This is a genomic window from Enterococcus ureasiticus (assembly GCF_001730285.1).
In the GTDB taxonomy this organism is placed as follows: domain Bacteria; phylum Bacillota; class Bacilli; order Lactobacillales; family Enterococcaceae; genus Enterococcus_L; species Enterococcus_L ureasiticus.
This window is the reverse complement of sequence record NZ_MIJZ01000015.1, coordinates 169,748-182,703: the sequence shown is the minus strand read 5'-3', so window position 1 is coordinate 182,703 and position 12,956 is coordinate 169,748. Positions and strand designations below refer to the sequence as shown.

The following is a 12,956-nucleotide window of genomic DNA, read 5'->3' as shown; positions in this document are numbered from 1 at the left end:
GTATAACTATATTGGAGGATGAATCTATGCAGAAACGTGTTATCACACTGCTAATGGTCGTCGCAGGCGCAAGCTTAGGTATCTCATTATTACCGATGGCTTGGGACATGGCGAAACAGGCAGATAATACATGGCTGAACAATAACTTTACTAACAGTTTGATTGGTGCACTTATTTTCTTTATTTTATCGTTAGGGTTAGCAAAGTATATTGTTTCAGTTGTGAAAAAAGTAGAAGCAGCATTAAACGAAATGAGTTTGACTTATCTATTATTCGGGAGTATTGGTGCAATTCTTGGTCTAGTCATTGGTGTGATCATTTCGATTCCAATGTATAACTTGAATATCCCGTTTGTTAATAGTGTTTTACCGATTCTAGTCATGATCATTTTTGGCTACCTTGGGTTTCGTATGGGTACGACTCGAATTGATGAATGGCGTAAAATTTTTACTCCTAAGCAGAAAAAGGTTCAAACTGAAGGTGAAGGAGAAGTTTTAGATCGTAGAGTAGAAGATCATTTTCATAAGTACAAAATTTTAGATACAAGTGTGATCATCGACGGTAGAATCTATGATATTGCTAAAACCGGTTTTTTAGAAGGGGTTATTTTGATTCCTAACTTTGTGTTGTATGAGCTGCAATATATTGCCGATTCTGGCGATAGCTTAAAACGTGTTCGTGGACGTCGTGGTTTGGATATTTTGAATGCATTGCAAAAAGAAGATGGAATTTCGGTTGAAATGTATGAAGGTGACTTTGAAGATATTTCAGAAGTCGACAGTAAACTGATCAAGTTAGCAAAACTATTGGATGGTGTGGTTGTAACAAATGATTACAACTTAAATAAAGTCTCTGAGTTTCAAAATGTTCCTGTTTTGAATATCAATGCTTTAGCAAATGCTGTAAAACCTGTTGTGATTCCAGGTGAAACGATGAATGTGATGGTTGTAAAAGCCGGAACAGAACGTCAGCAAGGTGTGGCTTACTTAGATGATGGCACAATGGTTGTAGTTGAAGATGGACAGCATTACATGAACGAACATATTCAAGTTGTTGTAACAAGTGCATTACAGACGGCAGCTGGCCGGATGATTTTTGCCAAACCAGCTCACTCAGGTCGTGGGATCGACGACAGTAAAGAAGAACATAAAGCCAATGGGAAAAGCTGAAAATAGAAACAAAGCACTGGATTATGAAGTCATATTATTGGCTGCTGGACAAGGTAAGAGAATGGGCGCCAGCCGAAATAAGATTTTATTGCATTTAATCGGCAAACCAGTTATTTCTTATTCATTAAATACATTTTTAAATGATCCTGCGTGTAAACACATCGTTTTGGTCACGCAAGAAGATGAACAAGATTTATTAGCGGCAATGGTCAAAAAGGAAACAAAGAAAAAAAAATGTCCAATTACAATCGTCTCTGGTGGTTGTGAACGGCAATACAGTGTTTATAATGGCTTAAAAGCGTTGCTGAATCAAAAGAATATCGTAATGGTTCATGATGGCGCAAGACCATTTGTTAACTTGACACAATTGAAATTATTACACCAAAAGGTACAAGAAACGAGAGCGGCTATTTTAGGTGTTCCAGTCAAAGATACCATCAAACGAGTGATTGAGGGTATTGTACAAGAGACAGTTCCACGTGAAACATTATGGCAAATTCAAACGCCGCAAGCTTTTTACGGGGAGGATTTACTAGCTGTTCATGTCTGTGCCCAACAAGAAGGTTATTTAGGAACAGACGATGCATCACTCATTGAAAAATACAGTAATTTACCTGTCTCAATGGTATTGGGAAGTTATGAAAATATCAAATTGACTACACCAGAAGATATGCTGATCGGTGAAGCGATTGTGAAACGAAAAAGAAGCTAGGTGAAAAAATGATACGAATTGGACAAGGTTTTGATGTTCATCAATTGGTAGAAGGACGTAAATTGATCATCGGTGGTGTGGAACTTCCTTTTGAAAAAGGTCTGCTAGGGCACTCTGATGCAGATGTGTTGCTACATGCAATTACGGATGCGCTACTAGGTGCTGCAGGACTTGGAGACATCGGTCATTTATTTCCTGATACAGATCCAGAGTTTAAAGATGCGGACTCAATGAAATTATTATATGAAGCAAATCAAAAAATTTTGGCTGGCGGCTTTACTATTGGCAACATTGATTGTACAATTTTAGCAGAACAACCAAAAATGAAACCTTATTTAGAGCAAATGAAAGAAAACATCGCCAAAGCCTGTGAAATTGAAACAAATCAAATCAATTTAAAAGCAACTACGATGGAAAAAATGGGTTTCATTGGTCAAGAAGAAGGTATGGGAGCGATTGCGGTCGCTTTACTTGAAAAATAGAAAGAGGAATGCACAATGACAAAAGTACGTGTACGTTACGCACCAAGTCCAACTGGACACTTGCATATCGGAAATGCGAGAACTGCTTTATTTAATTATTTATTTGCCCGCCACAATGATGGTGAATTTATTATCCGAATCGAAGATACTGATCAAAAGAGAAACATTGAAGACGGCGAAAAAAGCCAGTTGGAAAACTTAGCATGGTTAGGCATGGATTGGGATGAATCTCCTGAAAAACCAGGTGAATACGGTCCTTATCGTCAGTCAGAACGTGGCGAAATTTATCAACCTTTGATCGATCAACTGTTGGTAAGCAATCGCGCATATAAATGTTATTGTACAGAAGACGAATTAGAAGCTGAAAGAGATGCGCAACGTGCTCGTAGCGAAATGCCGCATTACTCTGGTAAATGTGCGAATTTGACACCTTCTGAGCAAGCAGAAAAAGAAGCACAAGGACTTGTTCCTGTTATTCGTTTCCGTGTACCACGAAACACTTCTTTTACATTTGAAGATATGGTCAAAGGCGAAATCGTTTTTGAATCAGACAATATCGGCGGCGACTTTGTTATTCAAAAACGTGATGGTATGCCAACGTATAACTTTGCTGTAGCAGTAGATGATCACATGATGAAAATCACTCATGTTCTACGTGGAGACGATCATATTGCCAATACACCAAAGCAATTGATGGTTTATGAAGCATTTGGTTGGAAAGCACCAGAATTTGGACATATGACGTTGATCATCAACTCTGAAACAGGTAAAAAATTAAGTAAACGTGACGAATCGATTTTACAATTTATCGAACAATACCGTGAACTTGGCTATTTACCAGAAGCAATGTTCAACTTTACAGCATTATTAGGTTGGTCACCAGTCGGGGAAGAAGAAATCTTCTCACAAGATGAATTGATCAAAATCTTTGATCCAGAACGTTTAAGCAAATCACCAGCGGCGTTTGATGGGAAGAAACTTGAATGGGTCAATAACCAATACATGAAACAATTAGACTTAGATGTTTTAACAGAGATGTGTCTTCCTTATCTAGTAGCAGAAGGCAAAATTGAAGCTCAACCAAGCGATGAAAAATTGGAATGGTTGAAAAAAGTTGTTAGCTTGTACCAACCACAAATGAGCTATGCTGCTGAAATCGTCAATGTTTCTGAATTATTCTTCAACGAACATCCAGTCTTAGATGATGCAGCCAAAGAAGTCTTAGCTGGAGAAACTGTACCTACCGTTTTAGCTGCTTTTAAAGCACAATTAGAAGCGATGGACGTTGTAGATGTACCAAGCATCAAAGCTGGAATCAAAGCGGTTCAAAAAGAAACAGGCGTTAAAGGTAAAAATCTATTTATGCCGATTCGTGTAGCTGTTTCAGGACAAATGCATGGACCAGAATTAGGCGATACGATCGAGCTGCTAGGGAAAGAAAAAGCTTTAGATCATTTAAATAACGTTTTATAATAGAAATATGTAGAGAAGAAGAAGTAAAAAAGCGCGTGTCTTTAGAGAGACTGTGGATGGTGAAAACAGTTGTCAGCCCTTTTTGAAATGCATCTTTGAATAGTTTCAGCGACACGTAGCTGAAAACGGCCAACAACCGTTATCTGTTTTGAGGCAGGGAAACCTGTGAAAAAAAGTGGAACCACGCAGAAGCGTCTTTTAAACGGAGTTATTTCGTTTAAAAGACGCTTATTTGTTTTAATATCTAGCTTTTCAGGTTAGATATTCGGAAAAAAGATAAAATTTGTCTGGTATCAAATGTGTCATAAACCTATTTTTTCCGTCGGAGCTACATGAATTTAAAATCAAATGAAAGGAGCAAGAATATGAGTTGGTTAAAAAGAGCTGTTAGGGCAGTCAAAAACAATGATCCAGCAGCACGTTCGACGTTGGAAGCGTTGCTTACATATCCAGGATTACATGCGTTGTTTTGGCATCGTTTTTCCCATTTTTTATATAGACACCGACTGTTTTTATTAGCGAAGATCCATGCGCAGTTTTGGCGATTCTTAACAGGAATTGAGATCCATCCTGGAGCGACGATCGCACCTGGCGTTTTTATTGATCACGGAATGGGTGTGGTGATCGGTCAAACAGCAGAAATAGAAGAAGATGTCGTGTTATTTCATGGTGTGACCTTAGGAGGAACAGGTAAGGATACAGGGAAACGTCATCCAACTGTCAAAAAAGGGGCTATGATCCATGCACATGCTCAAATATTGGGGCCAGTTACGATTGGTGAAAGAGCAAAAATTGGTGCTGCTGCTGTTGTTTTAACAGATATTCCTGACGATGCAACAGCCGTAGGAATCCCGGCAAAGGTCGTCAGAATCAAAGGAGAAAAATTGGAGGTAGCGTATGATTCAAATTTATAATACATTAACGAGAGAAAAAGAAGTGTTTCAACCAATAGAGGAAGGAAAAGTCCGGATGTATGTCTGCGGACCGACTGTCTATAATTATATTCATATCGGCAATGCCCGTAGTTCGATGGCCTTTGACACGATCAGACGTTACTTAGAATATCGTGGATATGAAGTGAATTATGTGTCAAACTTTACTGATGTAGATGATAAAATCATCAGAGCGGCTAAAGATCTAGGGATTACGGCACCAGAAGTTGCAGATCGTTTTATCCATGCATTTGAAGAAGATACAAATATCTTGAATGTTAAACCAGCAACGCTACACCCTCGTGTAATGGATCATATGCCGGATATTTTAACCTTTATCGAAACATTGATCGACAAAGGTTATGCATACGAATCACAAGGTGATGTCTATTATCGAACACGTAAATTTGAAGGGTATGGCAAGCTTAGTCATCAATCGATCGATGAATTAGAAGTCGGTGCTAGTCAACGTACTGGAATGGAAAAAGAGCTGAAAGAAGATCCGTTAGACTTCGCATTATGGAAAGGAGCCAAAGAAGGCGAAATTTCTTGGGACTCTCCGTGGGGCGTGGGACGCCCAGGTTGGCACATCGAGTGTTCTGTGATGGCAACCAAACATTTAGGTGATACAATTGATATCCATGGTGGCGGACAAGACTTAGAGTTTCCCCATCATGAAAATGAAATTGCCCAAAGTGAAGCGAAAACAGGTCAAAAATTTGCCAATTACTGGATGCACAACGGTTTTGTTACGATTGGTGAAGACGATGAAAAAATGAGCAAATCGTTAGGGAACTTTGTAACAGTTCATGAATTAGTGAAGCAAGTTGATCCACAAGTCTTGCGTTTCTTTATGGCAACCACACAATATCGCCGCCCAATTCGTTATAGTGAAACAACGATGAAAGAAGCAGGCGTCAACCTACAAAAATTAAAAAATGCTTTTGAGAACGTGTCCTTTAGAAAATCTGATGCAGTAGCAGAACGTACCGAAGATAATCAAAAGCTGCAGGAATTAGCAGATTTAGAAATACGTTTCACCACTGAAATGGATGATGATTTTAACGCAGCAAATGGAATCACTGTGGTTTACGAAATGGCTAAATGGCTGAACCAATATAGTGAGCAAGAGACTGTATCAGTTGTGGTAATCGAAAAAGCGCTAGAACAGTTCACACAATGGTTAGGCATTTTCGGTATTTTCTTCTTATCAGAAGAGTTGCTCGATGATGATATCGACCAATTGATCGAAGAACGCAATCAAGCCCGTGCAAATCGTGACTTTGCCCGTAGCGATGAGATTCGTGATTTATTAAAAGACAAAGGAATAACCTTGGAAGACACAGCCCAAGGAACAAGATGGAGAAGAAGTGAATGAGAGATTATACTCAATTAAACGGTTTAGCTTTGGCTTATGTTGGAGATGCAATCTATGAGATTTATATCCGTGATTACTTAGTGGAACAAGGACAAACCAAACCGAACACGTTACACCGCATGGCGACGAATTATGTTTCAGCTAAAGCCCAAGCTTTTTTGATTCAAGAAATGTTGGAAGAAAAATTACTTTTAGAAAATGAAGAACTAATGTACAAACGCGGACGCAATGCCAAAAGCCACACGTCTGCTAAAAATGCTGATATCACAACGTATCGAATTTCAACTGGATTTGAAGCATTGATGGGCTATCTGCACTTGACTAAACAAACGGAACGCTTGGAAGAACTGATCGATTGGTGTATAAAGAAAATAGGTGAAAAAAATGAGAAATGATAAAAAACGCCCTTTTAAGGGAAACAAACCACAAAAAAATCAGCCATTTAAAAAAGAGCCAGTAAGAAAAGAGCGTGAGGTTTCACAAGAAGAGATCGAAGACAACTTTGTTTTTGGAAATCATGCAACTATCGAAGCGATTCAGCAAGGTCGTGGAAATAAATTATTTCTTCAAGAGGATAGTAAAAGTGAAAAAGTTGAACACTTAAAATTATTAGCAAAAGAAAATGCTGTACCTGTTAAATGGGTCCCAAAACAAAAATTAGATACAATGACAAATCACGGTGTTCATCAGGGAATCGTATTGGCGATTACAGCGTATGAATACTTAACGTTGGAAGAATTACTTGATCGGACGAAAGAAAAGACAGAGACACCATTTTTCTTGATTTTGGATAGCTTAGAAGATCCTCATAACTTTGGGTCGATATTGAGAACAGCAGATGCAACAGGCGTGGATGGAATCATTATTCCTAAACACCGTGCAGTTGGCATTACACCGGTCGTGACAAAAGCCTCAACTGGAGCAGTTGAATATATTCCAGTTGCTCGTGTAACGAATTTAACGCAAAGTATTGCCACGCTTAAAGAAAATAGTTTCTGGATATTCGGAACGGATATGAAAGGCACTGATTACCGTAAATGGAATACTCAAGGCTCGATCGCTTTGATTATTGGTAATGAAGGTCGTGGGATGAGTCAAGGACTACACAAAGAAGTGGATGAATTATTGACAATCCCAATGAGCGGACATGTTCAAAGTTTGAATGCAGGTGTTGCAGCTGGTTTGTTGATGTATGAAGCTTACCGTGGACGAAATCCTCTTTAGAAATTTAAATTAGTGGCGAGATAGAAGCGGTTTTGAACGTGAGCTTCTATCTCAGCATCATTATAAAGAAGGTGACAAAGCAAAATGAAAAAACAGTTATTGATCGTTGATGGTTATAATATGATCGGATCTTGGCCAGAGCTGGTTCAGCTGAAGAATCAAAATAAACTTGAAGACGCCAGAGAAGTTTTATTGCAGCGTTTATCCAACTATGCAAAATATGAGGATTTAGAAGTGATCGTAGTTTTTGATGCACAATTGGTTCCAGGAATTCAGCAAACGTATAAAAAGTATCATTTAACGGTAGTCTTCACCAAAGAAGAGGAGACAGCAGATAGTTATATTGAGCGGATTGCAGGAGAAAAAAATGATCGCCTGACTCAAGTAACGGTCGCAACGAGCGATCTGGCAGAACAATGGCTGGTTTTTTCAAAAGGAGCATTGCGAGCGTCTGCGAAAGAGCTGTATAAAAATGTTCAAAAAACAGAGCGCACGATTGCAGTTCATGCAACAGATATCCATTTTCAGGATTTCCGACGAAATTCTCCATGGAATCTAGAGCAATTGTCAAAATTGTCCGAAAAGTTGGACGAATTATCCAAAAAGAAAGATTAATTATATATTTTTCTCCGCTTTTTTTAAAGAAAGTGTTACGCTTTTTTCAAGCATTTTGGTAGAATGCTTGGAAGGAGAATGTTGTTGATGAATAAGTATGAAGAGATTTTAAAAGGAGACCCATTAGCATTTGACCGTTTGTATCGAAAATATCATCCAGTGGTGCATAAGTTTCGAAAAAAGTATTATCTAAAGGATTTTGATCGAGAAGACTGGCTACAGGAAGGCCGAATCATTTTTCATCGTTCCTTGGAAAAATATGAAGAAGGGCATAGCGTTTCGATAGGGACATTTTTTAAGTCAAACTTTGAAAACCATATTCGTAGTTTGGTCAGAAAACAATGTGCGCTTAAACGGACGATTGATGCACAGTCTGTTTCATTAGATCAAAAAATAGAAAAGCAAGGGGAATCTTTTTTTGATTACATAGGAACGGAAGATACCAACGTATTAGAGCAGATGATCATTCGAGAAAAACTGGAGCAGTTGCCGACCGTATTGTCCCCGTTTGAACGAATTACCTTTGAAGAATATATGAGTGGCAAGGAATTGGAAGAGATTGCCAAAGACACTGATAACCGTGAAATAACCGTTAGAAGTGCCTATGATCGAGCAAAAAAGAAATTGAAAGCGATTATTTATGATTAAATGAGAACTTTAAAACTTTTCACATCAAATAATTATTCATTTATAAATTATAATTAGTTGCAATTCATTTTCTGCTATGGTAAACTTGTTATTTTTATTAATATGTGGTACAATGGAGTTTGAGGTGAATGCAATGCCAACAACTTTAGCGTCAATTAAAAAAGATCTAGAATGTCGTATCGGCAGCAAAATCACATTAGTTGCTCAAACCGGCAGAAAGCGTCAAACTGAACGTAACGGTATTTTAACAGAAACGTATCCATCTGTCTTCGTTGTAGATTTAGATCCAGATGAAAACTCATTTGAACGAGTTTCTTATAGTTATTCTGATGTGCTAACACGCACAGTAGAGATTGAATTTGTCAGTGAAGCAGTCTAAAGACAAAAATTGATTTTTAAAAGCAGAGCTAAAGCGAAAACGCTTTAGCTCTGCTTTTTTGATAAAAAGAGATTGCTTGATCCCTAAAAAATAAAGTATGATAATTATACTGTGGATTCTTCGATGTCGAAGTGCTTCACAGTGCTTTTTTTGTGAAGTGTTAGGTAAATAAAGCAAGTTTTTATCAATTATATACATATCTAGTAACATATGTTAGAATTTAAAAGATTGTGAAGTTGGTCAGGTAATGGGATTAGATAGGTGAAAAAGAATGGAAATCATAGAAAAAGCGCCCGCAAAAATTAATCTGGGGTTGGATGCTCTCTATAAAAGAAATGATGGTTATCACGAGTTAGAGATGATCATGGCTAGTGTAGATTTAGCAGATCGGTTGACCTTTGAGTTATTGCCGAAAAATGAAATAGTGATCGAAACAGATAGCTCCTTTTTACCCGTAGATAGAAGAAATCATGTATATCAGGCGGCAGAATTGCTGAAGAGCACGTTTAATCTTACGCAGGGAGTTAAAATTTATATAGAAAAAAGAATACCTGTAGCAGCTGGTTTAGCTGGCGGCAGTAGTGATTGTGCCGCTGCGTTACGAGGACTAAATCGTTTATGGAACTTAGGCTTATCATTAGAAGAACTTGCTGAACTAGGTAGTAAGATCGGCTCAGATGTTCCTTATTGTGTTCATGGCGGTACGGCTTTTGTCAGTGGACGTGGTGAAAAGGTCGAGTTTTTACCATCGATGCCGCAATGTTGGGTTGTTTTAGTGAAGCCAAAAATGAGTGTCTCTACGAGTACGATTTTTGGTAGTCTATCATTCAACAGCGTAGAGCATCCTGATATTTGTGGTCTAAAGCAGGCCATCGAAACAGATGACTATCAGTTGATGGCAGAAAAAATCGGTAATGCTTTAGAAGGTGTAACAATCAAACGTCATCCTGTGATTCAGCAAATCAAAGACCGCATGATGAAATACGGAGCAGATGCAGCGCTAATGAGCGGTAGTGGTCCAACTGTTTTTGCTCTATGCGAGAAGAAGACACGGGCACAACGGATTTATAATGGTTTAAAAGGCTTTTGTGATGAAGTGTATATTGTGCGGACGTTGAAGTAAACGAAAAAGAAAATATTGGATATTGTTCCTAACGAAAAACCACTCAATCGAGTGGTTTTTCGTTAGTTATAAGAGGGGGAAAAAAGAAAGATGCATTTGCTTTTGATGGTGCATATTTCCAATTTTAATTTTTTTTCTGTTTTCTCTTGACGTTCTCTTTTCCTTCTGGTAAATTAGTTCTTGCTACCAAATCGTAAATATTACGATTTGAACAAGACAAATCGAAATGGGGATAAAAGAGATGAGAAAAAACAGCTGGAAATATATTGTAGGATTCCTTTTAACAGCAGTAATGTTTACACTAACTGCCTGTGGGCAAACAAAAGAGCAAGATAAATCTGGGAAAAGTGATACAATAAAAGTCGTGACAACTTTTTACCCAATGTACGATTTCGCTAAAAATGTGGTAGGTGATGCTGGAGATGTTCAATTATTGATCCCAGCCGGAACAGAGCCTCATGATTATGAACCAAGTGCCAAAGATATCGCCAAAATCACAGATGCAGATGTGTTTGTATATAACAGCCATGAATTAGAGACGTGGGTCAAAGATGTTCTGGAAAATGTTGACGAGAAAAAAGTTGCTGTTGTGGAAGCAGCAGGTTCGATCGATTTAATGGAAGGTGCGGCTCATGAGCACGATCATGATGGCGAAGAAGCTGACCATGACGAGCATGATCATGATCACGAATTAGATCCTCATGTTTGGTTAGATCCAGTTTTAGCACAAAAAGAAGTTGAAGCAATTCGTGATGCCTTAGTTAAAAAATACCCAGATAAAAAAGAGACATTTGAGAAAAATGCCACAGCTTATATTGAAAAATTAAAAGAATTAGATACAGAATATAAAGAAGCATTTACGAATGCTAAAAACAAAACATTTGTAACGCAACATGCAGCGTTCGGTTACTTAGCAAAACAATACGGTTTGACACAAGAATCAATTGCGGGAATTTCGCCCGATCAAGAACCGTCACCAAGTCGTTTAGCAGAGTTGAAAAAATACATTAAAGAGCATAATGTCTCAGTAATCTATTTTGAAACGTCTGCTTCATCAAAAGTTGCTGAAACATTGGCACGTGAAACAAATGTAGAATTAGCGGTTCTTAATCCGTTAGAAAGTATTACCCAAAAAGAACAAGATCAAGGGGAAGATTACATTTCAGTGATGAAAGCCAATCTTGAAGCGTTGAAGAAAAGTATTAAGTAAAAAGAATCGGGATAAAAGACGTACAGTTTTTTCTCCCGATTTAAGCAGTTTATAAGGTTTAAGAAGGAGTAGAGTCATGCATTATCTAGAAGTCAAAGACCTCACGTTTTATTATGATGATGAGCCAGTCTTAGAAGATGTTTCATATTATGTTGACCCAGGTGAATTTGTCATTCTCACTGGTGAAAATGGTGCAGCGAAATCGACATTGATCAAGAGTAGCTTAGGCCTATTGAAACCAACAAAAGGTACGATTACGATCGCTAAAGAAAATACTGTGGGCGAAAAACTGAGTATTGGGTATATTCCTCAGCAAGTTGCCTCATTTAATGCTGGGTTTCCAAGTACGGTGATCGAATTGGTTCGTTCAGGACGTTTTCCACGCAATCGTTGGTTTAAACCTTTAACTAAAAGAGATCATCAACATGTGGAAAAGGCACTCAAAGCAGTTGGGATGTGGGATATGCGCCATAAACGGATCGGTGAACTTTCTGGTGGACAGAAGCAACGCATCAGTTTGGCTCGTATTTTTGCGACAGACCCTGATTTATTTATTTTAGATGAACCAACAACAGGGATGGATGAAACGTCTAGAAATGAGTTTTACCGCCTTTTACGGCATAATGCGCATGATCATGGCAAAGCGATTTTGATGATCACACACGATCATGAAGATATCAAATCGTATGCCGATCGACAAATTCGTTTGGTTCGAAAGGAGGATTCACAATGGAGATGCTTTCATATGAGTTCATGAGAAAAGCCTTTTTAGCGGCAACCTTTATTTCAGTAATTGCGCCGATGTTAGGTGTGTTTCTCGTGATTCGAAGACAATCTTTAATGGCGGATACTCTTTCTCATGTATCACTCGCCGGAGTTGCACTAGGATTTTTCTTAAATTGGAATCCAGATATTATGACGCTAGTTGTCGTGATCATTGCCGCAATTATTTTAGAATATCTACGAATGATTTACAGTACGTACTCAGAAATCTCGATTGCGATTTTGATGTCAGGTGGACTTGCTTTAGCTCTGGTTCTGATGAATCTCAGCGGAGGGAATTCAGCAGCTAGTATTCAGTCGTATCTGTTTGGTTCGATCGTGACGATTACATGGCAGCAGGTCGTTATTTTGGCGGTTCTGTTTGTAGTATTGGTGATTTTATTTGTTTTATTCAAACGTCCAATGTATGTGTTGACTTTTGATGAAGACACAGCGCATGTAGACGGATTACCGATTCACTGGATGTCGATGTTATTCAACGTGATAACAGGTGTGGCGATTGCGGTGATGATCCCGATTGCTGGAGCATTATTGATCTCGGCGATCATGGTCTTACCAGCTGCGATTGGTATGCGAATCGGTAAAGGGTTCAACACGGTGATTATCATTAGTGTCATCATGGGATTGATAGGCATGCTAACAGGATTGACGGGGTCTTATTATTTAGAAACGCCGCCAAGTGCCAGCATCACATTGATTTTTATCGCCTTATTTATTCTTGTAAGTGTTGTTCGTAAAGTAGTGGTGACGATGCAGAGAAATAAGAAAATGAGTCAGCGATAAACAGGTAGAATGCAGTGGAAGATAGAGGGAAAAACGAAAGTTTTG

At 38.4% G+C, this 12,956-nt stretch carries 15 protein-coding genes and 1 other annotated feature; all 15 genes read left to right on the top strand.

What is annotated here, in order from left to right; genetic code table 11:
* Positions 1 to 26 precede the first annotated feature (26 nt).
* Positions 27 to 1,169: a PIN/TRAM domain-containing protein gene (locus tag BCR21_RS13470; RefSeq protein WP_069646984.1), complete on the top strand. Its 1,143-nt coding sequence runs from the start codon at positions 27 to 29 to the stop codon at positions 1,167 to 1,169.
* On the top strand, positions 1,156 to 1,881 hold the full coding sequence (gene ispD, locus BCR21_RS13465; protein WP_069646983.1) for a 2-C-methyl-D-erythritol 4-phosphate cytidylyltransferase: 726 nt from the start codon (positions 1,156 to 1,158) through the stop codon (positions 1,879 to 1,881). The genes BCR21_RS13470 and ispD overlap by 14 nt, the downstream gene beginning before the upstream one ends.
* Before the next feature lie 8 nt (positions 1,882 to 1,889).
* Positions 1,890 to 2,363 carry a 2-C-methyl-D-erythritol 2,4-cyclodiphosphate synthase gene (ispF, locus tag BCR21_RS13460; RefSeq protein ID WP_069646982.1) on the top strand — a complete coding sequence of 158 codons (474 nt, stop codon included), beginning with the start codon at positions 1,890 to 1,892 and terminating at the stop codon, positions 2,361 to 2,363.
* Between the two features lie 15 nt (positions 2,364 to 2,378).
* Positions 2,379 to 3,836 carry a glutamate--tRNA ligase gene (gltX, locus tag BCR21_RS13455; protein ID WP_069646981.1) on the top strand — a complete coding sequence of 486 codons (1,458 nt, stop codon included), beginning with the start codon at positions 2,379 to 2,381 and terminating at the stop codon, positions 3,834 to 3,836.
* Between the two features lies 1 nt (position 3,837).
* Positions 3,838 to 4,038: a binding site (T-box leader), on the top strand.
* Between the two features lie 163 nt (positions 4,039 to 4,201).
* On the top strand, positions 4,202 to 4,750 hold the full coding sequence (epsC, locus tag BCR21_RS13450; protein ID WP_069646980.1) for a serine O-acetyltransferase EpsC: 549 nt from the start codon (positions 4,202 to 4,204) through the stop codon (positions 4,748 to 4,750).
* Positions 4,734 to 6,146 carry a cysteine--tRNA ligase gene (cysS, locus tag BCR21_RS13445; RefSeq protein WP_069646979.1) on the top strand — a complete coding sequence of 471 codons (1,413 nt, stop codon included), beginning with the start codon at positions 4,734 to 4,736 and terminating at the stop codon, positions 6,144 to 6,146. The genes epsC and cysS overlap by 17 nt, the downstream gene beginning before the upstream one ends.
* On the top strand, positions 6,143 to 6,541 hold the full coding sequence (locus tag BCR21_RS13440; RefSeq protein ID WP_069646978.1) for a Mini-ribonuclease 3: 399 nt from the start codon (positions 6,143 to 6,145) through the stop codon (positions 6,539 to 6,541). The genes cysS and BCR21_RS13440 overlap by 4 nt, the downstream gene beginning before the upstream one ends.
* A complete protein-coding gene (gene rlmB, locus BCR21_RS13435) occupies positions 6,522 to 7,370 on the top strand; it encodes a 23S rRNA (guanosine(2251)-2'-O)-methyltransferase RlmB (protein ID WP_420809831.1) in 849 nt (282 codons plus the stop codon). The genes BCR21_RS13440 and rlmB overlap by 20 nt, the downstream gene beginning before the upstream one ends.
* Positions 7,371 to 7,454: 84 nt before the next feature.
* A complete protein-coding gene (locus BCR21_RS13430; protein ID WP_069646976.1) occupies positions 7,455 to 7,985 on the top strand; it encodes an NYN domain-containing protein in 531 nt (176 codons plus the stop codon).
* Positions 7,986 to 8,072: 87 nt separating this feature from the next.
* Positions 8,073 to 8,633, top strand: coding sequence for a sigma-70 family RNA polymerase sigma factor (locus BCR21_RS13425; RefSeq protein WP_069646975.1), 561 nt, complete (start codon positions 8,073 to 8,075; stop codon positions 8,631 to 8,633).
* Between the two features lie 133 nt (positions 8,634 to 8,766).
* Entirely contained in the window at positions 8,767 to 9,012 is a 246-nt protein-coding gene (locus BCR21_RS13420) for a Veg family protein (protein ID WP_010761984.1), read from the top strand.
* Positions 9,013 to 9,283: 271 nt separating this feature from the next.
* Positions 9,284 to 10,135 carry a 4-(cytidine 5'-diphospho)-2-C-methyl-D-erythritol kinase gene (gene ispE / locus BCR21_RS13415; RefSeq protein WP_069646974.1) on the top strand — a complete coding sequence of 284 codons (852 nt, stop codon included), beginning with the start codon at positions 9,284 to 9,286 and terminating at the stop codon, positions 10,133 to 10,135.
* Between the two features lie 241 nt (positions 10,136 to 10,376).
* The gene (locus tag BCR21_RS13410) at positions 10,377 to 11,345 is read left to right on the top strand and encodes a metal ABC transporter substrate-binding protein (protein WP_069646973.1); all 969 of its coding nucleotides are present in this window, start codon (positions 10,377 to 10,379) and stop codon (positions 11,343 to 11,345) included.
* Positions 11,346 to 11,421: 76 nt separating this feature from the next.
* A complete protein-coding gene (locus BCR21_RS13405; protein WP_069646972.1) occupies positions 11,422 to 12,102 on the top strand; it encodes a metal ABC transporter ATP-binding protein in 681 nt (226 codons plus the stop codon).
* Positions 12,075 to 12,911, top strand: a complete 837-nt coding sequence (locus BCR21_RS13400; RefSeq protein ID WP_069646971.1) for a metal ABC transporter permease — start codon at positions 12,075 to 12,077, stop codon at positions 12,909 to 12,911. Before BCR21_RS13405 ends, BCR21_RS13400 begins: the two co-directional genes overlap by 28 nt.
* The last annotated feature ends 45 nt before the right edge of the window (positions 12,912 to 12,956 follow it).

Coding starts and splice junctions, on each gene's coding strand:
- BCR21_RS13400 (WP_069646971.1), top strand. CDS start 12,075: ATGGAGATGCTTTCATATGAGTTCATGAGAAAAGCCTTTTTAGCGGCA.
- BCR21_RS13425 (WP_069646975.1), top strand. CDS start 8,073: ATGAATAAGTATGAAGAGATTTTAAAAGGAGACCCATTAGCATTTGAC.
- BCR21_RS13470 (WP_069646984.1), top strand. CDS start 27: ATGCAGAAACGTGTTATCACACTGCTAATGGTCGTCGCAGGCGCAAGC.
- ispD (WP_069646983.1), top strand. CDS start 1,156: ATGGGAAAAGCTGAAAATAGAAACAAAGCACTGGATTATGAAGTCATA.
- BCR21_RS13410 (WP_069646973.1), top strand. CDS start 10,377: ATGAGAAAAAACAGCTGGAAATATATTGTAGGATTCCTTTTAACAGCA.
- BCR21_RS13405 (WP_069646972.1), top strand. CDS start 11,422: ATGCATTATCTAGAAGTCAAAGACCTCACGTTTTATTATGATGATGAG.
- ispE (WP_069646974.1), top strand. CDS start 9,284: ATGGAAATCATAGAAAAAGCGCCCGCAAAAATTAATCTGGGGTTGGAT.
- ispF (WP_069646982.1), top strand. CDS start 1,890: ATGATACGAATTGGACAAGGTTTTGATGTTCATCAATTGGTAGAAGGA.
- BCR21_RS13420 (WP_010761984.1), top strand. CDS start 8,767: ATGCCAACAACTTTAGCGTCAATTAAAAAAGATCTAGAATGTCGTATC.
- epsC (WP_069646980.1), top strand. CDS start 4,202: ATGAGTTGGTTAAAAAGAGCTGTTAGGGCAGTCAAAAACAATGATCCA.
- BCR21_RS13440 (WP_069646978.1), top strand. CDS start 6,143: ATGAGAGATTATACTCAATTAAACGGTTTAGCTTTGGCTTATGTTGGA.
- gltX (WP_069646981.1), top strand. CDS start 2,379: ATGACAAAAGTACGTGTACGTTACGCACCAAGTCCAACTGGACACTTG.
- BCR21_RS13430 (WP_069646976.1), top strand. CDS start 7,455: ATGAAAAAACAGTTATTGATCGTTGATGGTTATAATATGATCGGATCT.
- cysS (WP_069646979.1), top strand. CDS start 4,734: ATGATTCAAATTTATAATACATTAACGAGAGAAAAAGAAGTGTTTCAA.